This window comes from Mycobacterium montefiorense (assembly GCF_025823255.1).
GTDB classification, from domain to species: Bacteria; Actinomycetota; Actinomycetes; order Mycobacteriales; family Mycobacteriaceae; genus Mycobacterium; species Mycobacterium montefiorense.
Window position 1 is genome coordinate 26,471 of record NZ_JACKVL010000002.1, and the last position, 23,196, is coordinate 49,666.

At 65.5% G+C, this 23,196-nt stretch carries 17 protein-coding genes and 2 tRNA genes; 17 read left to right on the plus strand and 2 right to left on the minus strand.

Annotated elements, in window-relative coordinates:
- Positions 1-8: 8 nt before the first annotated feature.
- Positions 9-806 carry an Fpg/Nei family DNA glycosylase gene (locus H7K34_RS00110; RefSeq protein WP_264058499.1) on the plus strand — a complete coding sequence of 266 codons (798 nt, stop codon included), beginning with the start codon at positions 9-11 and terminating at the stop codon, positions 804-806.
- A gap of 502 nt (positions 807-1,308) precedes the next feature.
- On the opposite strand, the gene H7K34_RS00120 is transcribed toward H7K34_RS00110, so the two are convergent.
- A complete protein-coding gene (locus H7K34_RS00120) occupies positions 1,309-2,499 on the minus strand; it encodes a serine hydrolase domain-containing protein (protein WP_264058501.1) in 1,191 nt (396 codons plus the stop codon).
- Positions 2,500-2,531: 32 nt separating this feature from the next.
- A tRNA-Gly gene (locus H7K34_RS00125) sits at positions 2,532-2,602 on the minus strand.
- Between the two features lie 133 nt (positions 2,603-2,735).
- Between H7K34_RS00125 and H7K34_RS00130 the strand changes: the two genes are divergently transcribed.
- The 16 genes from H7K34_RS00130 to H7K34_RS00205 all read left to right on the plus strand — a co-directional run bounded on the left by H7K34_RS00130 (position 2,736) and on the right by H7K34_RS00205 (position 23,094).
- Positions 2,736-2,812: transfer RNA gene (locus tag H7K34_RS00130), tRNA-Pro, on the plus strand.
- 53 nt (positions 2,813-2,865) lie between these two features.
- On the plus strand, positions 2,866-4,266 hold the full coding sequence (gene tig, locus H7K34_RS00135; protein WP_264058504.1) for a trigger factor: 1,401 nt from the start codon (positions 2,866-2,868) through the stop codon (positions 4,264-4,266).
- A 126-nt stretch (positions 4,267-4,392) separates the two neighbouring features.
- A complete protein-coding gene (gene clpP1 / locus H7K34_RS00140) occupies positions 4,393-4,983 on the plus strand; it encodes an ATP-dependent CLP protease proteolytic subunit ClpP1 (protein ID WP_108921683.1) in 591 nt (196 codons plus the stop codon).
- On the plus strand, positions 4,980-5,615 hold the full coding sequence (gene clpP2, locus H7K34_RS00145) for an ATP-dependent CLP protease proteolytic subunit ClpP2 (protein WP_108921682.1): 636 nt from the start codon (positions 4,980-4,982) through the stop codon (positions 5,613-5,615). The genes clpP1 and clpP2 overlap by 4 nt, the downstream gene beginning before the upstream one ends.
- Before the next feature lie 350 nt (positions 5,616-5,965).
- Positions 5,966-7,246 (plus strand): ATP-dependent Clp protease ATP-binding subunit ClpX, encoded by a 1,281-nt coding sequence (gene clpX, locus H7K34_RS00150; protein ID WP_264058508.1) that lies wholly within the window; start codon positions 5,966-5,968, stop codon positions 7,244-7,246.
- A gap of 371 nt (positions 7,247-7,617) precedes the next feature.
- The gene (locus tag H7K34_RS00155; RefSeq protein ID WP_264058510.1) at positions 7,618-9,561 is read left to right on the plus strand and encodes a 2-oxoacid:acceptor oxidoreductase subunit alpha; all 1,944 of its coding nucleotides are present in this window, start codon (positions 7,618-7,620) and stop codon (positions 9,559-9,561) included.
- The gene (locus tag H7K34_RS00160) at positions 9,558-10,652 is read left to right on the plus strand and encodes a 2-oxoacid:ferredoxin oxidoreductase subunit beta (RefSeq protein WP_264058512.1); all 1,095 of its coding nucleotides are present in this window, start codon (positions 9,558-9,560) and stop codon (positions 10,650-10,652) included. The genes H7K34_RS00155 and H7K34_RS00160 overlap by 4 nt, the downstream gene beginning before the upstream one ends.
- A gap of 4 nt (positions 10,653-10,656) precedes the next feature.
- Complete coding sequence (gene mobA, locus H7K34_RS00165) at positions 10,657-11,259, plus strand: molybdenum cofactor guanylyltransferase (RefSeq protein WP_276059124.1); 603 nt, start codon at positions 10,657-10,659, stop codon at positions 11,257-11,259.
- Positions 11,260-12,371: 1,112 nt separating this feature from the next.
- Entirely contained in the window at positions 12,372-12,845 is a 474-nt protein-coding gene (locus tag H7K34_RS00170) for a transglycosylase family protein (protein WP_264058522.1), read from the plus strand.
- A gap of 129 nt (positions 12,846-12,974) precedes the next feature.
- Positions 12,975-14,231 (plus strand): saccharopine dehydrogenase family protein, encoded by a 1,257-nt coding sequence (locus tag H7K34_RS00175; protein WP_264058524.1) that lies wholly within the window; start codon positions 12,975-12,977, stop codon positions 14,229-14,231.
- A 106-nt stretch (positions 14,232-14,337) separates the two neighbouring features.
- A complete protein-coding gene (locus H7K34_RS00180; protein WP_264058532.1) occupies positions 14,338-14,943 on the plus strand; it encodes a LysM peptidoglycan-binding domain-containing protein in 606 nt (201 codons plus the stop codon).
- A gap of 86 nt (positions 14,944-15,029) precedes the next feature.
- Positions 15,030-17,678: a valine--tRNA ligase gene (locus H7K34_RS00185; protein WP_264058538.1), complete on the plus strand. Its 2,649-nt coding sequence runs from the start codon at positions 15,030-15,032 to the stop codon at positions 17,676-17,678.
- On the plus strand, positions 17,675-19,111 hold the full coding sequence (gene folC / locus H7K34_RS00190) for a bifunctional tetrahydrofolate synthase/dihydrofolate synthase (protein WP_264058542.1): 1,437 nt from the start codon (positions 17,675-17,677) through the stop codon (positions 19,109-19,111). Before H7K34_RS00185 ends, folC begins: the two co-directional genes overlap by 4 nt.
- Positions 19,108-19,491, plus strand: coding sequence for a DUF4233 domain-containing protein (locus tag H7K34_RS00195; protein ID WP_264058544.1), 384 nt, complete (start codon positions 19,108-19,110; stop codon positions 19,489-19,491). The genes folC and H7K34_RS00195 overlap by 4 nt, the downstream gene beginning before the upstream one ends.
- A gap of 29 nt (positions 19,492-19,520) precedes the next feature.
- Positions 19,521-19,931: a nucleoside-diphosphate kinase gene (gene ndk / locus H7K34_RS00200; RefSeq protein WP_264058547.1), complete on the plus strand. Its 411-nt coding sequence runs from the start codon at positions 19,521-19,523 to the stop codon at positions 19,929-19,931.
- A gap of 319 nt (positions 19,932-20,250) precedes the next feature.
- Entirely contained in the window at positions 20,251-23,094 is a 2,844-nt protein-coding gene (locus H7K34_RS00205) for an Rne/Rng family ribonuclease (RefSeq protein ID WP_264058549.1), read from the plus strand.
- Positions 23,095-23,196: the final 102 nt, after the last annotated feature.

Genomic DNA, 23,196 nt, shown 5'->3' on the forward strand with positions numbered 1-23,196 from the left:
GGACTGCGTTGCCCGAAGGCCATACGCTGCACCGGCTGGCCCGGCTGCACCAACGGCGATTCGGTGGTGCACCGGTCGCGGTGTCCAGCCCGCAGGGTCGCTTCGCCGGTGCGGCGGCCGCGGTCGACGGTCAGGTGCTGCGGAAGTCCAGCGCCTGGGGCAAGCATCTTTTCCACCACTACGCCGGCGGCCCGATCGTGCACGTACATCTCGGCCTCTACGGCACTTTCACCGATTGGGAGCTCCCTCCGCTTCCGGAACCGGTCGGGCAGGTGCGGATGCGGATGGTCGGCGCCGAGTACGGAACCGACTTGCGCGGCCCGACGGTGTGCGAGGTGATCGACGAGGCTCAGGTCAGCGAGGTCGTGGCCAGGCTCGGTCCCGACCCGTTGCGCAGCGACGCCGACCCCGCCTCGGCGTGGGCCCGTATCACGAAGTCCCGCAGGCCTATTGGCGCCTTGCTGATGGACCAGACGATCATCGCCGGGGTGGGCAACGTCTACCGCAGCGAGTTGTTGTTCCGCCATCACATCGACCCGTACCGGCCCGGCCGGGGGGTCGGCGAAGCGGAGTTCGATGCCGCATGGACCGACCTGGTGGCGTTGATGAAGGTCGGCCTGCGGCGCGGCAAGATCGTCGTGGTGCTGCCCGAACACGATCACGGTCCGCCGTCCTACCGGCCGGACCGCCCGCGCACCTATGTGTATCGGCGCGCCGGCGATCCGTGCCGAGTGTGCGGCAGCGCGATCCGCACGGCCGTGCTGGAGGGCCGCAACGTGTTCTGGTGCCCGACCTGCCAGAAGTGAGCGTCGTGACGCGAATCGGACTGGCAGGAAACTGACAGGAAGAAACGCTGGCGTCTATAGTTTTCGATTTCGGCGCGGCGGGTAACAGTGCCGCTTGTGAAAACGATTCCGCGTTTAGCTGCAACGATTTTCGCTGGAGCCGCCATCGCGGGTCTGGCGGGTGTGGGCGTCGCCGCCGACGCTTACGCGCAGCCCGGGCCGTTCCCGCAATGGTGCCCAGGGGAGTTCTGGGATCCGGGCTGGGGCAACAACTGGGACTGGAACAACTGTCATGACTGGCGCGGCGGGCCCGGGGGACCGGGTGGTCCCGGAAATCCTTGGGACCGTGGGCCCGGTTGGGGCCCAGGTGGTCCCGGAGGGCCGGGCGGTCCTGGCGGTCCTTGGGGACCAGGGGGTCCGGGCGGACCGCCGCCCCCACCCGGATGGCACCCCTGACCCAAGCCCAACTCACCGATCGCGTCCTGCCGGCATCGTTCGGCAGGGCGCGATCATGTCGAGTGGGTCAGGAGACGTCGACGCCCAGTACGGCGTAGACCTCGTTGCTCAACGCCAGGCTGCGTGGGTCCGCGTTGGACTTGGTGGCGTCGAAGCGATTCGCCACGTACGCGTAGCCGATGCGGTGTTCCAGGTCGACGAACCCGAACGAGCCGCCCAGCCCGCCGTGGCCGAAGATCCGCGGGTTGGGTCCGTTGACGTGACGCTGGTTGAGCATGTAGCCCAGCCCCCAGCCATGGTCGGCGACGCGCGGGCCGAGCACCAGGTCAGGCTCGAAGCCGCCCTGCGACACCCGAATCAGGTCCATGTGCTCGCGGCTGAGCAGCTTCTCCTGAGCGAGCGCGTTGTAGAACGTGGCCAATCCCAGGGCCGACACCTGACCGTTGGTGCCGGGGAATTCAAGCCGGCGCCACAGTTCGAGGTCATAGGAGCCGACCTCGTCGTCCGGGGCGAAACCCATGGCGATCGCGAGCCCGGCCTTGGGGTGTTCGGACAGGCTGGTCGGGCAGCTGGGCACATGCGCGATCAGGTCGCGCATGTGCGGCTTGTTGACGCGTTCGGCGCAGCGGAGCTGGTCGGCGTCGGACAGGCCGATGTGGACGTCGGCGCCCAACGGTTCGGCGATCTCGGTGCGCAGATACTGGCCGATCGTGCGGCCCGTGACGCGGCGGAAGACCTCACCGAGGATGAAGCCGAACGTCGTCATGTGATAGCCCTGCGCGGTGCCCGGCTCCCACCACGGCTCCGCGGCGGCGATTTCCTCGCAGGCGAAGTCCCAGTCGGTGACCTGCTGCCAGCTCATCGGTGCGCGCGGCCCGATGACCCCGGAGCGGTGGCACATCACCATGGCCAACGTGATGTCCTGCTTGCCCAGTTGCCCGAATTCGGGCCAGTAGCGGGCTACCGGTGCGTGCAGGTCCAGCTCACCGCGGTCGACGAGTTGGTGGACGCAGGTGGCCGACAGGCCCTTGGTGCCGGACAGCACCGTGGTCAGGGTGTCTTGCTGCCAGGGCCGGGTGCCGGCCGCGTCGGCCCAGCCGCCCCAGAGATTGACGACGAGGTCCCCGTCGACCCAGACCGCGACGGCCGCGCCCTGTTCGCTTTCCTCCGCGAAGTTGCGCTCGAACGCGTTGCGCACCCCGACGAAATCGGCCGCGCATGAGCCTTTAATGTCCACGTCTGTTACCAGGTCGCTCATGGCGCCTTTCCTGTGGAGCACTACTTACCCCGAGCGGGCGACGGGAATCGAACCCGCGTAGCTAGTTTGGAAGACTAGGGCTCTACCATTGAGCTACGCCCGCATGCATTAGTCGAGCGAGACTGTATCTGGCGGCGAAGATCAAATCTAATCGAGGCAGATTTGTGACGGCTTTGTGAGGTCCCGAGGTCGCTTCGAAGCCGGTGCGGTCGGGCCGTAGGATCGCGAGGTCAGCGCGGGGTGTAGCGCAGCTTGGTAGCGCATCCGCTTTGGGAGCGGAAGGCCGCAGGTTCAAATCCTGTCACCCCGACCAGCACCGCGCCGCAACCCAAGGCCACCGAGAAACAAAGAACGAGGAGCACACCCGTGAAGAGCAGCGTCGAGCAGTTGACCCCCACCCGGGTGCGCATCAACGTGGAGGTGCCTTTCACCGAACTTGAGCCCGACTTCCAGCGCGCCTACAAGGAGCTCGCCAAGCAGGTCCGGATGCCCGGGTTCCGGCCCGGCAAGGTGCCGATGAAGTTGCTGGAGGCCCGCTTCGGCCGGGAAGAGATGCTCGAGCAGGTCGTCAACGAGGCGCTGCCCACCCGGTATGGACAAGCGGTCACCGAGGTCGAAGTGCACCCGATCGGCCGGCCCGAAATCGAGGTGACCAAGAAGGAGTACGGCGAGGACCTGGCATTCACGGCCGAGGTCGACGTCCGACCCACGATTACCCTGCCCGACCTCAGCGCGCTGAAGGTTTCGGTGGACCCGATCGAGGTTGGCGACGACGACGTCGACGCCGAGCTGGAGTCCTTGCGTGCCCGGTTCGGCACCCTCACCGGAGTGGATCGTCCGGTAGCCGACGGCGACTTCGTGTCGATCGACTTGTCGGCGACCATCGACGGCGAGGAGATCCCGGGCGCCGCCGCGGAGGGTTTGTCGCACGAGGTTGGCTCCGGCCGGCTCATCGAGGGTCTCGACGATGCGCTGGTCGGTCTGTCCGTCGACGAGTCCAAGGAATTCACCGCCAAGCTGGCGACGGGCGAACATGTCGGCCAGGACGCGCAGGTCACCGTCACGGTCAAGACGATCAAACAACGCGAACTGCCGGAGCCCGACGACGAATTTGCGCAATTGGCAAGCGAATTCGACACCATCGACGAACTGCGCAACAGCCTGCGCGACCAGGTCGGCAACGTCAAGCGTGCCGAGCAAGCGGGCAAGATCCAGGAAGCCGCGATGGATGCCCTGCTTGAGCAGGTCGACGTGCCGCTGCCGGAGGGCATCGTCACCGAACAGTTCGACAGGGCTATCCACGGCGCCATCGACAGCGTCAACCACGACGAAGCCAAGTTCGAAGAGGTGCTGGCCCAGCAGGGCAAGACGCGCGAGGAATTCGAAACCGAGACGCGCGGCGCGGTGGAGAAGGACGTGCAACGGCAGCTGCTGTTCGATGCGCTGGCCGACGAACTGGAGGTCCAGGTCGGCCAGGACGACCTGACGGAGCGCCTGGTGGCGACGTCGCGGCAATACGGCATCGAGCCGCAGCAGTTGTTCGCCTACCTGCAGGAAAACAACCAGCTGCCGGCCATGTTCGCCGACGTGCGGCGTGGTCTGGCGATCGCCGCGGTGGTCTCGAAGGCGACGGTCACCGATACCGCCGGCAACACCATCGACACGAGCGAGTTCTTTCCGGACCGCTCGAAGGGTGACGCTGCCGCCGAGGATGCCGACGATTCGGACGAAGGCGACGACGCGGCCGATGAGTCCAGCGAGGAATGACCCAGCCTTGACGCTGTGAGCGAACGCGCCGACTTCAGGGGTGCGTGGCCGCGAAACCGCGGGCTCGGTTGGTTAGTGTCGTGAGTACAGATCTGAAAGAAAGCAGGTAACCCGGTCGTGACTGACATGCGTTCGAATTCGGTGGGTCTCAACCTCACGGACTCGGTCTATGAGCGCTTGCTCTCCGAGCGCATCATCTTCCTGGGTTCGGAGGTGAACGATGAGGTCGCCAACCGGTTGTGCGCGCAGATTCTGCTGCTCGCCGCCGAGGACGGTGACAAGGACATCAACCTCTACATCAACTCCCCAGGCGGATCGATCAGCGCCGGGATGGCGATCTACGACACGATGGTGTTGGCGCCCTGCGACATCGCCACTTACGCGATGGGCATGGCCGCCTCGATGGGTGAGTTCCTGCTGGCGGCGGGGACCAAGGGCAAGCGCTACGCGCTGCCGCACGCCCGCATCCTGATGCACCAGCCGCTGGGCGGGGTGACCGGTAGCGCGGCCGACATCGCCATCCAGGCCGAGCAGTTCGCCGTCATTAAGAAGGAGATGTTCCGGCTCAACGCGGAATTCACCGGCCAGCCGATCGAGCGCATCGAGGCCGACTCGGACCGCGACCGCTGGTTCACCGCTCCGGAGGCTCTGGAGTACGGCTTCGTCGACCACATCATCACCCGCGCCGCCCACATCACCAATGGAGAAGCCCAGTGAACCCCGAAACTCAACCCCAGGCGCGCTATATCCTCCCGTCGTTCATTGAGCACTCCAGCTTCGGTGTCAAGGAGTCGAACCCCTACAACAAGCTGTTCGAGGAACGCATCATCTTCCTCGGCGTTCAGGTCGACGATGCGTCGGCGAACGACATCATGGCGCAGTTGCTGGTGCTCGAGTCGCTGGATCCCGACCGCGACATCACCATGTACATCAACTCGCCCGGTGGCGGGTTCACTTCACTGATGGCGATCTACGACACGATGCAATACGTGCGGGCCGACATTCAGACGGTGTGTCTGGGTCAGGCCGCCTCGGCCGCGGCGGTGCTGCTGGCCGCCGGTACGCCGGGTAAGCGGATGGCGTTGCCGAATGCGCGCGTGTTGATCCACCAGCCGTCGCTGTCCGGCGTGATCCAGGGTCAGTTCTCCGACCTGGAGATCCAGGCCGCCGAGATCGAGCGGATGCGCACGCTGATGGAGACCACGCTGGCCCGGCACACAAACAAGGATGCCGCGGTGATCCGCAAGGACACCGACCGGGACAAGATCCTGACTGCCGAAGACGCGAAGGACTACGGGATCATTGACACCGTTCTCGAGTACCGGAAGCTCTCCGCGCAGAACGCCTAACACCTGTCTTCTGGCGTCGCTCAACGTGCACTCGCGGCGAGAAATCGACCGCCCCGAGAATTCACGCAGCCAATCCCACCTAGTCACTGTAAGGTGGTGGCCTGGCCACCAGCCCGTTTGGCGAAAGCAGCCTCGGTCGGGTAACGACCGCGACACGCCAAAGACACGGAAAGCGCGTCTGCGCCAGCTACGGGGGGTGTCGGGCTATATGTTTTCGGACAGGCATGAATACCACCGACGCGATTCGTCGCTAATGGTCGCGGGGGGCCCGATCCACCGGGTAGCGTCGGAGGGAATGCATGCGGCACGTTAAGGCGTACGGCGAACAGGGAAGTAGGCACTGAGGCACCATGGCGCGCATCGGAGACGGCGGCGATCTGCTGAAGTGCTCGTTCTGCGGGAAGAGCCAGAAGCAGGTTAAGAAACTTATTGCGGGCCCGGGCGTCTACATCTGCGATGAGTGCATTGATCTCTGCAACGAGATCATCGAAGAGGAGCTGGCTGACGCCGACGACGTCAAGCTCGACGAACTGCCCAAGCCTGCCGAGATCCGCGAGTTCCTCGAGGGCTACGTCATCGGGCAGGACACCGCCAAGCGGACGCTGGCGGTCGCGGTCTATAACCACTACAAGCGGATTCAGGCCGGCGAGAAGGGTCGTGACTCCCGCTGTGAGCCGGTTGAGCTGACCAAGTCCAACATTCTGATGCTCGGCCCCACCGGCTGCGGCAAGACCTACCTGGCCCAGACCCTGGCAAAAATGCTCAACGTGCCGTTCGCCATCGCGGACGCCACCGCACTGACCGAAGCCGGCTACGTCGGTGAAGACGTCGAGAACATTCTGCTCAAGCTGATCCAGGCTGCCGACTACGACGTCAAGCGCGCCGAGACCGGCATCATCTACATCGACGAGGTCGACAAGATCGCCCGCAAGAGCGAGAACCCGTCGATCACCCGCGACGTCTCCGGTGAAGGCGTGCAGCAGGCCCTGCTGAAAATTCTGGAGGGCACCCAGGCGTCGGTTCCCCCGCAGGGCGGCCGCAAGCACCCGCACCAGGAATTCATCCAGATCGACACCACCAACGTGCTGTTCATCGTCGCGGGTGCGTTCGCCGGGCTGGAGAAGATCATCTACGAGCGCGTCGGCAAGCGCGGTCTGGGCTTCGGCGCCGAGGTTCGCTCGAAGGCCGAGATCGACACCACCGACCACTTCGCCGACGTGATGCCCGAGGACCTAATCAAGTTCGGTTTGATCCCCGAGTTCATCGGCCGCCTCCCGGTGGTTGCCTCGGTCACCAACCTCGATATGGAGTCGTTGGTCAAGATCCTGTCCGAGCCCAAGAACGCGCTCGTCAAGCAGTACACCCGGCTGTTCGAGATGGACGGCGTGGAGCTGGAGTTCAGCGACGACGCACTTGAGGCGATCGCCGACCAGGCGATCCACCGCGGCACCGGTGCACGTGGTCTGCGCGCCATCATGGAAGAGGTGCTGCTGCCGGTGATGTACGACATCCCGAGCCGCGACGACGTCGCCAAGGTGGTCGTGACCAAGGAGACGGTGCAGGACAACGTGCTGCCGACGATCGTGCCGCGCAAGGCGTCGCGCAGCGAGCGCCGCGACAAGAGCGCGTAGGCAGCACCCTTCACGGTCGGACCTGACGACCGCAGCAGTGCCGTTCCGAAGAGCAGTTTCTCGTGGCCTTTGTGCTTACCGAACAATGCCCGGGTGATCGCCCGATTCCGGGATGCGAAATACGCCCGTCGGCAACGTGACCAATACCACAGTTTTGTGTCGTACTCACCAGTAGGACCGCGTTGATCTCGTGTTTTGCCTAAGATATTGGTAAGTACGCGCCGCCAGAGACGTTCTTAAGAAACGAAAACGAGTGCAATAATTGGTACTACCAGTCTCATACGAACGTACGAGCCCGGGACCCCCTTTGACGGCGCGTAACCTGAAGCTTCGGCAGAGTGCCTGTCCGGTAACAAATGGAAGGCGGAGACGTGGACCCGAACGGCAGCGGAGCCGGGTCAGATTCTCATGGTGGGTCGTCGGACCGTCAGCGCCTGGAACAGGTTGTCATCCGATTCGCCGGGGACTCCGGTGACGGAATGCAGCTGACCGGTGACCGGTTCACCTCGGAGGCCGCGCTCTTCGGCAACGACCTTGCGACTCAGCCGAACTATCCCGCCGAGATCCGTGCCCCCGCAGGCACATTGCCCGGAGTCTCGTCCTTCCAGATTCAAATCGCCGACTACGACATCCTGACCGCCGGCGACCGGCCGGACGTGCTGGTCGCGATGAATCCGGCCGCGTTGAAAGCCAACCTCGGCGATCTGCCGCGCGGCGGAATGGTGATCGCGAATTCCGACGAATTCACCAAGCGCAACCTGACCAAGGTGGGTTATGTAGCAAACCCGCTGGAGACCGACGAGTTGTCCGACTATGTCGTGCATTCCGTCGCGATGACCACGCTGACGCTGGGTGCCGTCGAGACGATCGGCGCGTCCAAGAAGGACGGGCAGCGCGCCAAGAACATGTTCGCGCTGGGCCTGCTGTCGTGGATGTACGGACGACCGATCCAGACCAGCGAGAACTTCATCCGGGAGAAGTTCGCCCGCAAGCCCGACATTGCTGAGGCCAACGTGCTCGCCCTCAAGGCGGGCTGGAACTACGGCGAAACCACCGAGGCTTTCGGCACTACCTACGAGGTCTCCCGGGCGACCCTGCCCACCGGTGAATACCGTCAGATCTCCGGCAACACCGCGCTGGCCTACGGCATCGTGGCCGCCGGTCAGCTGTCCGGTATTCAGGTCATGCTCGGCAGTTACCCGATCACGCCGGCGTCGGACATCCTGCACGAGCTGTCCAAGCACAAGAACTTCAATGTGATCACCTTCCAGGCCGAGGACGAGATCGGCGGCATCTGCGCCGCGATCGGCGCTTCCTACGGCGGTGCGCTGGGCGTCACCAGCACTTCCGGACCGGGTATCTCGCTGAAGTCCGAAGCGCTCGGCCTGGCCGTGATGACCGAACTGCCGCTGCTGGTTGTCGACGTGCAGCGGGGCGGGCCGTCGACCGGTCTGCCCACCAAGACCGAGCAGGCTGACCTGCTGCAGGCGCTGTATGGCCGCAACGGAGAGTCGCCGGTGGCGGTGCTGGCGCCGCGGTCGCCGTCCGATTGCTTTGAAACCGCTCTGGAGGCGGTGCGCATCGCGCTGTCCTACCACACGCCGGTGATCCTGTTGTCCGACGGCGCAATTGCCAACGGCTCGGAGCCGCGGCAAATCCCAGACGTCGGTTCGCTGCAGCCGATCACGCACACCTTCGCCAAGCCGGACGAGCCCTTCCAGCCGTATGCCCGCGACCCGGAGACACTGGCCCGCCAGTTCGCCATTCCGGGCACTCCCGGGCTGGAACACCGGATCGGCGGCCTGGAAGCCGCGAACGGTTCGGGCGCGATCTCTTACGAGCCGGTCAACCACGACCTCATGGTCCGGTTGCGCCAGGCCAAGATTGACGGCATCACGGTGCCCGACCTGGAAGTCGACGACCCGACCGGTGATGCCGAGCTGCTGCTGATCGGCTGGGGCAGCTCCTACGGCCCGATCGGTGAGGCCTGTCGGCGTGCCCGGCGCAAGGGCATCAAGGTCGCCCATGCACACCTGCGTTATCTCAACCCCTTCCCCGCCAACCTCGGCGACGTGCTTCGGCGCTACCCGATGGTGGTGGCACCCGAGATGAACCTGGGTCAGCTGGCGATGCTGCTGCGCGCCAAGTACCTGATCGACGTGCAATCCGTCACCAAGGTGCACGGTCTTGCGTTCCTCGCCGACGAGATCGGACGGGTCATCCGCGCCGCGCTGGCCGGGACGCTGGCCGAAATCGAACAGGACAAAGCGATGGTCGCCAGAATGGCGGCAGCAACGGTTGGAGCTAACGCATGACAAGCGGGATCGCTGGCGACCTGGCAGGCACAGACCTCGGCTTGACTCCGAGGTTGAAGAAGAACGACGGCGTGCCCACCACGGATCAGCCGCAGAAGGGCAAGGACTTCACCAGTGACCAAGAGGTCCGCTGGTGCCCGGGCTGCGGCGATTACGTCATCCTCAACACGATCCGCAACTTCCTGCCCGACCTCGGGCTGCGCCGCGAGAACATCGTGTTCATCAGTGGCATCGGCTGCTCCAGCCGCTTCCCGTATTACTTGGAGACCTACGGCTTCCACTCGATCCACGGCCGCGCGCCGGCGATCGCGACCGGCCTGGCGCTGTCCCGCGAGGACCTGTCGGTCTGGGTGGTCACCGGCGACGGCGACGCCTTGTCGATCGGCGGCAACCACTTGATCCACGCGCTGCGCCGCAACGTCAACATCACGATCCTGCTGTTCAACAACCGGATCTACGGGCTGACCAAGGGCCAGTACTCGCCGACGTCAGAGATCGGCAAGGTCACCAAGTCGACGCCGATGGGTTCGCTGGATCACCCGTTCAACCCGGTGTCGCTGGCGCTGGGAGCCGAGGCGACCTTCGTCGGTCGCGCGCTGGACTCCGACCGCGCCGGCCTGACCGAGGTGTTGCGTGGTGCGGCGGAGCACCGTGGCGCCTCGGTGGTCGAAATCCTGCAGGACTGCCCGATTTTCAACGACGGCTCGTTCGACGCACTACGCAAAGAGGGCGCCGAGGACCGGGTGATCAACGTCCGTGACGGCGAGCCGATTGTGTTCGGCGCCAACGGCGAATACTGCGTGGTGAAGTCCGGCTTCAGCCTCGAAGTCGCCAAGACCGCCGACGTTGCAGTCCAGGAGATCGTCAAGCACGACGCGCACGCCGACGACCCGGCCTACGCATTTGCGCTGTCGCGGCTGTCGGATCAAAACCTGGATCACACCGTGCTGGGCATCTTCCGGGATATCTCCCGGCCCACCTACGACGACGCTGCCCGTGCTCAGGTCGCCGCGGCCCGGGCCGCAACACCGTTCGACGCGGCCGCGCTGCAGTCACTCTTGCGCGGGCGTGACACCTGGACAGTCGACTAGGGGGCTGGCGCTCGTGTCCGATGCAGTGTCATTGGCCGCAGTGGTACTCGCCGGAGGCGAATCGCGGCGCATGGGCCGCGACAAGGCCACCCTGCCGGGCCCTGGGGGAGCCGGCACCCTGGCCGAGTATGTCGTCGGCGTCGTCGCACAGCGCTGCGATCCGGTATTCGTCGTCGCCGCCCCGGGACAACCGCTGCCCCTGCTGGACGCGCGCGTTATCCGTGACGAGATACAGGGGCTGGGACCGCTGCCCGCAGCTGGGCGAGGACTGCGCGCGGCCGCGGAAGCGGGCGCACGGTACGCGTTTGTCTGCGCGGTCGACATGCCGTTGCTGGCAGCCGAATTGATCGACGAACTCACGGCGCTCGCCACCAAGACAGACGCCGAAGTGGTGTTGCCGTGGGACGGCCGCAGCCACTACCTGGCCGCGGTGTACCGCACCGACCTGGCCGACCGGATCGACGCGCTGGCGGCCGCTGGTGAGCGCAAGATGAGCGCCCTGATCGATGCGTCGGACGCCCAGCAGATCGTGCTGCCGGATTCGCGCGCGCTGACCAACGTCAATACCGACTCCGAGTTCCGCGCCCTGGTGCAGCCCGGAGCCTGAAAGGGTGCCGGCTACTTTCGGCGCAATTGGCATTAAAAGTTTCCGTCTTTTGCATTTACCGGTATACACACTTCGCTTAAATGCGTGACGAGTTAGCCGTCTTTTATCTCATTCCGTTATTGGCGTGTTGAGGATAGCCCCTCCATTATGTAATCATCTAGGAATAATTTCGGACACAGGCGGCTGCTGTGGAACGGATCATGTTGGGACAGAATGGATTTCGAGCACCTGACCGGCTAGCGCGGGCTACTCCGGCGGTCGAAACCAAGTCGCCGCTCAGGACAACAGCTACGGTAATTTCCTCAGCAAATTGTTTTGCGCAAATGCTGGTGATGCAGCGTGCGCGGTTGCGTCGGCGGCGGTGGGCTGCGCCGCATCGGCGGCCCCGGCGGGGTAGTTCGATGCATGAGTCCGGCTAAAGCCTTTGAAGCACTGCGCAACTCGCCCGAAACGGCGGCGGGGACATGTTTACCAGATGCCAATGAGGCTTGGTCCGGATGTCTCTCGTCGACATGAGTGAATGGCGTTGCTGCGAGGCATGTTTGGACTGGTAGGCGCAGGCTTCTACGAGTTGATCCGGCTCCAGGTGAACCGATCAAGAAGCCGACGCTATCGGGCGCTGGATCGCCGCTGATCGGGCTTCAACGGCAGCGAACTGAGTCGGTGCTTGACCGCATGGCAAATGCGTGGCCCAGCTCACAAAATGGACGTGATTCGAGTCACGATTGCACTCTGATCTTGACCCGGGAGTTTTCACGGAAACGGCGCAGTTGACCTGCAAAAATATTTCTCAGTTGGCACCATAATCTACTCGTTATTGTTCCGAGATATCGGCGTGTCGGATATGACGAATGCTGCCCGGTCCCCTACGGTCCCATTTAGCCCGAAAGGGGTTAAAGAAAATTTAATCCACGGACCCGTGTGTGAGCGGGGCTGCGGACGGCGATGGCCGCCCGACAGCCAGCGGATTTTGACCCGCTGGGCAGATCATGCCCTCGCTGCCGTGCCGAATCGAGACGGCACGTCCCAGAGCACCCATTTCCACATCACGAAGTACCTAAACCCGCCTCGGTGGGTTTGCTTTGGCGCGCGCGCACCGCGAAAGGAACACTTTGAATAACGTCCGTAAGACGCTCGTCCTCGCTGTGATCACAGGATCGCTGGTGACGCTTTCGTCGGCCACCGCCAGCGCGGATGTGCCCCCGCCGCCTCCGGCTCCTGACGCGCCCGCGCCCGCAGGCTTTGACGCGCCGCCGCCTGCACCGGTGGGCTTTGACGCACCGCCGCCGCCTCCGGCACCGGATGCACCGCCGCCGCCTCCGGGCCCGGACGCTCCGCCCCCGCCGATCAAGGCGTACAGCGTGAACTGGGATGCCATCGCCCAGTGTGAGTCGGGTGGCAACTGGGGGATCAGCACCGGCAACGGCTTCTCCGGCGGCCTGCAGTTCACCCCGAGCACCTGGCGCGCCAACGGTGGGTCGGGTTCTGCGAACGGCGCGAGCCGTGAGGAGCAGATCCGGGTGGCCGAGAACGTGCTGCACTCGCAGGGGATCGGCGCTTGGCCGGTCTGCGGTCGGCGCGGCTAACCGTCAGGCGGCGTCGCTGCCTTAGTCAACACAGAAAGATGCCGGGCCTAGTGCCCGGCATCTTTCTGTTATCCCCGGACCGTGGCACCCGCCCTGACCGAAGGGTGGCTTGCGGGTACCGTCGCGACGATGACCGAAACGGGGCGTGAATTCGACATCGTGCTGTACGGGGCGACCGGCTTCGTCGGCAAGCTCACCGCCGAATACCTGGCCCGCGCCGGTGCCGGTGCGCGGATCGCCCTGGCCGGCCGTTCAACAGACCGGTTGCGCGCCGTTCGTGACAGCCTGGGCGAGCCCGCGCAGTCCTGGCCGGTTCTGCGCGCCGACGCGGCGTCGCCGTCGACGCTGAACGAGATGGCTGCTCGCACCCAGGTCGTCGTCACCACCGTCGGGCCCTACGCCCAATATGGGATGCCGTTGGTAGCGGCGTGCGCCGCGGCCGGCACCGACTACGCGGACTTGACCGGTGAGGCGATGTTCATCCGCGCGGCGATCGACCTTTATCACAAGCAAGCCGCCGACTCCGGAGCCCGCATTGTGCACTGCTGCGGATTCGACTCCGTTCCTTCCGACATGACGGTGTACGCGCTGTACCGGGCGGCACAAAACGACGGCGCCGGCGAACTCGGCGCTACCAGCTTCGTGATGCGCAAGTTGGTGGGCGGGCTCTCCGGCGGTACGGTCGCGTCGATCATGGGCGTGCTGCGAGCCGCGTCCAATGACCCCGAAATACGCCGTCAGCTTGCCGACCCGTACACGTTGAGCACCGATCGCGTCGCCGAACCCGAACTCGGCCGGCAGCCCGATCTGCCCTGGGGGCGGGCTCGCTACATTGCGCCGGAGCTGTCCGGTGTCTGGACGGCAGGATTCTTGATGTCGTCGATCAATACCCGAATCGTGCGACGCAGCAACGGATTACTGGATTGGTCATACGGTCGGCGATTCCGCTACAGCGAACACATGAGCCTGGGTTCGTCCCCCGTGGCGCCGGTGGCGTCCGCCATCATGGCCGGTATCGGCAACGCGTCGTTTGAGCTAGGCAGCCGCTACTTCCGGCTGCTGCCGCGCCCGCTGGTGGACCGCATCACACCCAAATCCGGCACCGGCCCGAGCGAGCGTACCCGGGACCGCGGTTACTACCGGCTGGAGACCTACACCACCACGACCAGCGGCGCGCGCTACGTCGCGAGGCTCGAGCAGCGGGGAGACCCCGGCTACAAGGCGACCTCGGTGTTGCTGGGGGAGTGCGGCCTTGCGCTCGCTCTGGATCGTGCCAAGCTCTCGGGTCTGCGTGGTGTGCTCACTCCGGCGGCCGCAATGGGCGACGTTTTGCTGGCCCGACTGCCTGCCGCCGGCGCGACTCTGCGCACCGAACGGCTGGATTAGCTCGCTGCCACAACGGTTTTCACCTCGATTCCCGAGGGTTTCGATCGCGCCCAGCGAGGTATGCCAAAGCGGACGAAATGCAGAGGGACGACGAGAGGGGAATGCCATGTCGGACACGCTTACCGAAGGACAGCAGCTGCAGAAGGGACAATCGCTGGCCTCCGCCAACGGGGCCTATACCCTCGCGCTGCAAGACGACGGCAACCTCGTGCTGGCAGCCCGGGGCGAGGCGGTCTGGGCGACGGCGACCAACGGCCAGGACGTGGTGCGCGCCGAAGTGCAGCGCGACGGCAACTTCGTCCTGTACGCGTCGGACAAACCGGTGTGGCACACCGATACCCAAGGCAAGAAGGACGTCCGGCTCGTTCTTCAGGATGACTGCAATCTGGTGCTGTATGCCGCCGACGGCCCGGCGTGGTCCACCCACACCGAGACCGACGGACCCCCGCCCCCCGCGCCGGCCCCCGAGCCCGGCGCCGCGGATGTGACGATCGCCACGATCGAGCCGATCGCCGAGCCCGCACAAGAGCCCGTGGCGGACGCTGCCGCCGGACCCGTGCGCCGCAAGTACACCGTCGTCTCCGGCGACACGATGTGGGCCATCGCGGAGCGCTTCTACGGGGACGGCAGTAAGTATCGGGTGATCGCCGACGCCAGTGGCGTCACCGATCCCGACCTGGTCCACCCAGGCCAGGTGCTCACCATTCCCTGATCGGGACGGCCAAACCGAGAGTGACCGAGCACACGCGTGTTCGGGCGCTTACACGCGGCCCTATCGCGGTTCCTAGAATTGACCGAGTGACCGCCAGCCCCAGCTCTGCCGCCGACCTGCCCAAGTCGTGGGATCCAGGTGCGGTGGAGACCGCGATCTACCAGAAGTGGGTGGACGCCGGCTACTTCAAGGCGGACTCGACGAGCGGCAAGCCCGGCTACTCGATTGTGCTGCCGCCGCCGAACGTCACGGGCAGCCTGCACATGGGCCACGCGCTGGAACACACGATGATGGATGCCCTGACCCGCCGCAAGCGGATGCAGGGATACGAGGTGCTGTGGCAGCCGGGGATGGACCACGCCGGTATTGCTACTCAGAGCGTGGTGGAAAAGCAGCTCGCGATCGACGGCAAGACCAAAGAGGACTTCGGTCGCGAACTCTTCGTCGATAAGGTCTGGGACTGGAAGCGTGAGTCCGGCGGCGCCATCGGGGGCCAAATGAGGCGCCTCGGCGACGGAGTCGACTGGGACCGCGACCGGTTCACGATGGACGAGGGCCTATCGCGTGCGGTGCGCACAATCTTCAAACGGCTCTACGACGCAGGGCTGATCTATCAAGCCGAGCGGCTGGTCAACTGGTCGCCGGTGCTGCAGACGGCGATCTCTGACCTCGAGGTCAACTATGTCGACGTCGAAGGCGAACTGGTGTCGTTCCGGTACGGCTCGCTGGACGACTCGCAACCGCACATTGTGGTCGCCACCACCCGGGTCGAGACGATGCTGGGCGACACCGCGGTGGCGGTGCATCCGGACGACGAGCGTTACCGCCACCTGGTCGGCACCACGTTGCCGCACCCGTTCATCGATCGACAGCTCATCATCGTCGCCGACGAGCACGTGGACCCCGAATTCGGTACCGGCGCAGTCAAAGTAACGCCCGCTCACGATCCGAACGACTTCGAGATCGGGCTGCGCCACGAGTTGCCGATGATCTCGATCCTCGACACCAAGGGCCGGATCGTGGACACCGGAACGCAATTCGACGGCATGGACCGCTTCGAGGCCCGCGTCGCGGTTCGTGAGGCGCTGGCGGCCCAGAGCCGGGTGGTCGAGGAAAAGCGGCCCTACCTGCACAGCGTCGGGCACTCGGAACGCAGCGGCGAGGCGATCGAACCCCGGCTGTCGCTGCAGTGGTGGGTCCGGGTGGAATCGCTGGCCAAAGCCGCCGGCGACGCAGTGCGTAACGGGGACACCGTGATTCACCCCGCCAGCCTGGAGCCTCGTTGGTTCGCCTGGGTGGACGACATGCACGACTGGTGCATTTCGAGACAGCTGTGGTGGGGCCACCGCATCCCGATCTGGTACGGACCCGACGGCGAACAGGTGTGTATCGGCCCGGATGAGACCCCGCCGGAGGGCTGGGAGCAAGACCCCGACGTGCTGGACACTTGGTTCTCGTCGGCGCTGTGGCCGTTTTCGACTCTGGGCTGGCCGTCGCAAACTCCGGAGCTGGAAAAATTTTACCCGACAAGCGTTTTGGTGACCGGATACGACATCCTGTTCTTCTGGGTGGCGCGGATGATGATGTTCGGCACGTTCGTCGGCGCCGACGAAGCGATCACGCTCGGCGGCGCCCGCGGCCCGCAGGTGCCGTTTACCGATGTCTTCCTGCACGGGCTGATCCGCGACGAATTCGGTCGCAAGATGAGTAAGTCCAAGGGCAACGTGATCGACCCGCTGGACTGGCTGGAGTTGTTCGGGGCCGACGCGTTGCGGTTCACGCTTGCCCGCGGCGCCAGTCCCGGCGGCGACCTGTCGGTCGGTGAGGATGCCGTCCGAGCCTCGCGCAACTTCGTCACCAAGCTGTTCAATGCCACCCGGTTCGCGTTGCTGAACGGGGCGCGGCTGGCTCCGGTGCCGCCGGTCGCCGAGCTGACCGACGCCGATCGGTGGATCTTGGGGCGGCTGGAAGAGGTTCGCGCCGAGGTTGATTCGGCTTTCGACAGCTACGAGTTCAGCCGGGCCTGCGAAGCGCTCTATCACTTCGCGTGGGACGAATTCTGCGACTGGTACCTCGAAGTGGCGAAGGTGCAACTTGCCGACGGGCTCACCCAGACCACCGCGGTGCTGGCCGCGGTCCTCGACACGCTGCTGCGGTTGCTGCAGCCGGTCATCCCGTTCGTCACCGAGGAACTGTGGCAAGCGTTGACTGGCGAGGAGTCCCTGGTGATCGCCGAGTGGCCGCGGCCGTCCGGCATCAGCCTGGATGCTGTTGCCGTGCAGCGTGTCAGCGATATGCAACGACTGGTGACCGAAGTTCGTAGGTTCCGCAGTGACCAGGGTCTGGCCGACCGGCAGAAAGTGCCGGCCCGGCTGGCTGGTGTCCAGGACAGCGATCTGAGCACTCAGGTGGCTGCCGTCACGTCGCTGGCGTGGCTCACCGCGCCGGGCCCGGATTTCCGCGCGTCGGTGTCCCTGGAAGTGCGCCTGCGCGGCGGCACCGTCGTCGTCGAGCTCGACACGTCGGGCACCATCGACGTCGCGGCCGAACGTCGTCGCCTCGAAAAGGATCTGGCAGCGGCGCAGAAGGAATTGGCTTCCACCGCAGCAAAATTGGCCAACGCTGACTTCCTGGCCAAAGCGCCAGATCAGGTCGTCACCAAGATCCGCGATCGTCAGCGATTGGCTCAAGAGGAGACCGGCCGCATCAACATCAGGCTGGCCGGGCTGCAATGACCGACCAACCCGACTGGAGCCCGGCCACCAGCGTGGCTTCGACGCCGGATGAGATCGCCTCCCTGTTGCAGGTCGAGCATCTGCTGGATCAGCGCTGGCCCGAGACGAAGATCGAACCGAGCCTGACCCGGATCAGCGCCCTGATGGACCTGCTCGGTTCGCCGCAGCTCGGCTATCCGTCGATCCACGTCGCGGGCACCAACGGCAAAACCTCGGTGGTGCGAATGATCGACGCGCTGCTGACCGCGCTGCACCGGCGCACCGGCCGAACCGCCAGCCCACATTTGCAGTCGGCGGTCGAACGCATCGCGATCGACGGAAAGCCAATCAGCCCAGCAGAATACGTCGCGACCTACCGCGAGATCGAGCCGTTCGTGCAGATGGTCGACGCGCAGTCGCAGGCCGCCGGTGGTCCGGCGATGAGCAAGTTCGAGGTGCTGGTCGCGATGGCGTTCGCGGCCTTCGCCGATGCGCCCGTCGAGGTCGCGGTCGTCGAGGTGGGTTTGGGTGGTCGTTGGGACGCCACGAACGTCATCAACGCACCCGTCGCAGTGATCACCCCGATCGGCATCGATCACGTGGAATACCTCGGCGCGGACATCGCCGGGATCGCCGGTGAGAAGGCGGGCATCATCACGAAAGCCCCGGACGGCGCTCCCGACACCGTCGCGGTCATCGCGCGACAGGTGCCCGAGGCGATGGAAGTACTTCTGGCGCAATCTGTTCCGGCCGACGCAGCAGTAGCTCGTGAGGATTCCGAGTTCGCGGTGATGGGCCGTCAGGTCGCGATCGGCGGGCAGGTGCTGCAGCTGCAGGGTCTTGGCGGGGTGTACTCCGATGTGTACTTGCCGCTGCATGGCGAGCACCAGGCGCACAACGCGGCGGTGGCTCTCGCGGCGGTCGAGGCCTTTTTCGGCGCCGGCGCGCAGCGGCAACTCGACATCGACTCGGTCCGGGCCGGCTTTGCCGCCGTCACCAGCCCCGGCCGGCTGGAGCGCATGCGCAGCGCACCCACGGTTTTCATCGACGCCGCGCACAATCCGGCTGGAGCGGCCGCGCTGGCGCAGACTCTGGACAGTGAATTCGACTTCCGCTATCTGGTCGGGGTCCTCAGCGTCATGGCTGACAAGGACGTTGACGGCATCCTTGCCGCGCTGGAGCCGGCGTTCGATTCCGTGGTCGTGACCCACAACGGGTCGCCGCGGGCACTCGATGTCGAGTCACTGGCGCTGGTAGCCCAGCAGCGCTTTGGGCCCGACCGGGTGCTGACCGCCGAGAACCTGCACGACGCGATCGATGTTGCGACCGCGCTGGTCGACGAGGCCGCCGCAGACGGAGAGGGCGGGGAGTTTTCCGGTACCGGGATGGTGATCACCGGTTCGGTTGTCACCGCCGGGGCCGCGCGGAGCTTGTTTGGGCGTGACCCGGAATGACCGATAGTGACCAGCAACCGCCGCCCGCGGACCCTTGGAAGAGCTTCCGGGGCGTGATGGCCGCGACGCTGATCTTGGAGGCGGTCGTGGTACTGCTGGCAATACCGGTAGTCGGCGCGGTGGGCGGCGGCCTGAACGGGGCCTCGCTGGGCTACCTGGTCGGGCTCGCCGCGTTGCTGATCCTGCTGTGCGGGGTGCAGGGCAGACCGTGGGCGATCTGGGTGAATCTGGCTGTTCAACTGCTGGTTCTCGCCGGATTCGCCGTCTACCCGGGGGTGGGATTCATCGGTCTGCTGTTTAGCGGGCTGTGGCTGCTGATCGCATACTTCCGCGCCGAGGTCCGCCGGCGCCAGGAGCACGGGCAAATACCGCCGGGCTGAGCGCCGATTGATTCTGTACGCTGTGCGCCGTGACCGAACGGACCCTGGTACTGATCAAGCCCGACGGCGTCGAGCGCCAGCTGATCGGCGAGATCATCGACCGCATCGAGCGCAAGGGCCTCAACATCGTGGCGCTCGAGCTGCGCGGCGTGAGCAAGGAGCTGGCCACCCAGCATTACGCCGAGCATGAGGGCAAGCCGTTCTTCGGGTCGTTGCTCGACTTCATTACCTCGGGCCGTGTCGTGGCGGCAATCGTGGAGGGCCCGCGGGCGATTGCGGCGTTTCGCCAGATCGCGGGGGGTACCGACCCGGTGGACAAGGCCACGCCCGGCACCATCCGCGGCGATTTCGGGCTGGAAACGCAGTTCAATCTGGTGCACGGATCCGATTCGATCGATTCGGCCAAGCGCGAAATCGCGCTATGGTTTCCCGGCGCTTAGGCCCTTAGACCTCCGACCGCATTGCCGGGTTCCAGGTCAGGCTCGTTTGGGCCTGCGGCGTGATGTGGGATACTGACAAAGGGTGAACGTCGCCGGACCGGCGGCAGACACCCGAATGAAGACTTAGACAAGCGCGACCATTGCCAGCTCGCAATGTAGCGCCGCATGTCAGGCCGACATTCAGCACGGCGCCGGGTTGGTTCTAGCCGAGCCGCTCGGGGCGAGACCATCACAAGTCCGGGAGAAGTGACCCGGGTACATAGCGAAGCCCTCGCGTGGCCGCGTCGACATGACGCGCCCGGGGGCTTGAGGAGAATACGTGATAGACGGTGACCAAACTTCAGACCCTTCAGCAACGCCTGCCCAGGAAGACCTCCCAGACAAACTGAGAGTCCATTCGCTGGCACGAGCGCTGGGAACCACCAGTAAGCGTGTGCTGGACGCGCTGAGCGCACTGGATGGACGAGTCCGCAGCGCGCATTCCGGTGTGGACTACGAGGACGCCGTCCGGGTGCGTGATCTGCTGTCGCCCCGGCCGCCGGAGAACCTGGTGGCCTTCAGTAACGCCGAAGCACCCACGTCCGGCGAACCCGAGTCCCGGCTGATGCTCGAGACCGCGATCGAGCGCCCCGCGTACATGCCGCTGTTCGTCGCGCCGCAGCCTGTTGAGCCCAAGAACGACACCAGGGCTGACACGAGCGCCGACACCGACGACACCGACGATTCCGACGGTGATGACGACGATGACGATGACCAGGGCGATCGGCCGGCCAACCGGCGGCGACGCCGGGGCCGGCGCGGACGTGGCCGTGGCCGCGGTGAACAGGGCGGATCTGACCAGGACGACGACGGTGACGGCGAACCGCGCGGTTCGAAATCCGCCGATTCGGATGACTCTGACGATGCCGACGACCAGGACTCGGATGACTCCGACGACGGTGACGGCCCCGATGACGGTTCCTCGGACGGCGGCAATCGGCGTCGTCGCAGGCGCCGTCGGCGCAAGTCGGGTTCCGGTGACGACAACGAGGAAGGCTCGTCAACCGACGATCCGCCGAACACCGTGGTGCACGAGCGGGCGCCGCGCGGCAAGGGCGGCTCCTCCGACAGCGGCGGCAGGGGCAACAACGGTTCGAGTAATGCCGAGATCAAGGGCATCGACGGGTCGACACGGCTGGAGGCCAAGCGGCAACGGCGCCGCGACGGGCGCGACGCCGGACGGCGTCGCCCGCCGGTATTGACCGAGGCCGAATTCCTGGCGCGTCGTGAGGCCGTCGAACGGGTCATGGTGGTGCGCGACCGGGTTCGCACCGAGCCGCCGCACCCGGGTGCGCGCTACACCCAGATCGCGGTGCTCGAGGACGGCATCGTCGTCGAGCATTTCGTGACGTCGGCGGCGTCTGCGTCGCTGGTCGGCAACATCTACCTCGGCATCGTGCAGAACGTGCTGCCCTCGATGGAGGCGGCCTTCGTCGATATCGGTCGGGGTCGCAACGGCGTGCTGTACGCCGGCGAAGTCAACTGGGAAGCCGCGGGTCTGGGCGGGGCCGAACGCAAGATCGAAAAGGCCCTCAAGCCAGGCGACTACGTCCTCGTCCAGGTAAGCAAGGATCCGGTTGGACACAAGGGCGCGCGGCTGACCACGCAGGTGTCGTTGGCCGGCCGCTACCTGGTCTACGTGCCGGGTGCGTCGTCGACCGGGATCAGCCGCAAGCTGCCCGACACCGAACGCCAGCGTCTCAAGGAGATCCTGCGCGAGGTGGTGCCGTCGAACGCCGGGGTGATCATCCGGACCGCGTCCGAGGGCGTCAAAGAGGACGACATCCGCGGGGACGTCACTCGCCTGCAGGAACGCTGGGGAGAGATCGAGGCCAAGGCGGGCGAGATCAAGAAGAAGGCGGCCGGTGCGGCGGTAGCGCTCTACGAAGAGCCCGACGTGTTGGTCAAGGTCATCCGCGACTTGTTCAACGAGGACTTCGCCGGTCTGATCGTCTCCGGCGACGAGGCGTGGACCACCATCAATGAGTACGTGAATTCTGTTGCGCCCGATCTGGTTTCGAAGCTGACGAAGTACGACCCCCCCGCCGGAGCGGAAGGCCAGCCCGGGCCGGACGTGTTCGCCGTGCATCGCATCGACGAGCAGCTGGCCAAGGCGATGGACCGCAAGGTCTGGTTGCCGTCCGGTGGCACCCTGGTGATCGACCGCACCGAGGCGATGACGATCGTCGACGTCAACACCGGCAAGTTCACCGGGTCCGGTGGCAACCTCGAGCAGACGGTCACCAAGAACAACCTCGAGGCGGCCGAGGAGACCGTGCGCCAATTGCGGCTGCGGGATATCGGCGGCATCGTGGTCATCGACTTCATCGACATGGTGCTGGAATCCAACCGCGATCTGGTGCTGCGCCGGCTGACTGAGGCGCTGGCCCGTGATCGCACCCGTCATCAGGTCTCCGAAGTAACGTCGCTGGGCCTGGTGCAGTTGACTCGCAAGCGGCTGGGAACCGGTCTGATCGAGGCATTTTCGACATCGTGCCCCAACTGCGGCGGCCGCGGCCTGCTGCTGCACGGCGACCCGGTCGATTCGAGTTCGGCGCCCGCGCGCAAGTCGGAACCCGGCGGCCGGCGAGGTAAGCGGTCGAAGAAGAACCGATCCGAAGAGCCCGCCGACCAGCCCGCCGTGGCGAAGGTGCCCGTGCACGCGCCGGGCGAGCATCCGATGTTCAAGGCGATGGCCACTCGCGAAAACGGCGACTCCGACGAGACCGACGAGACCGGCGAGGAAATCGCCACCGAGGTCGACGAGCAGACCACGACGCAGCGTCCCACTGGCCTCGACGACACCGACCAGGATGACTTCGAGGACACCGAGGACGACGCCGACGAAGAGGACACCGACGACGTCGACGAAGAGGAGTCGGTAGACGAGGATCTCGACGAAGACGACGAGGATCTCGTCGACGATGACGAGGACCTTGACGACGATGACGAGGACCTCGACGACGACGATGACGACGAGGACCTTGACGACGACGATGACGAGGACCTTGACGAAGACGAGAACGGCGACGCGGACGGGGCCGACGGCGGACCAGGCTTCGGACGTCATCGCCGCCGCCGCGCTGCGGGTCGGCCGGCTGGCCCGCCCGTCCACGCCGACTGACCGGATCTGTTGCTAACAGACGGTAAATGCCAGGACAGGGCGTTTCTTTCCGTTGCCATAAGCGCCCGCGCGGGCGGGCTGGCCAGGCCTTGGGGCGCGTCA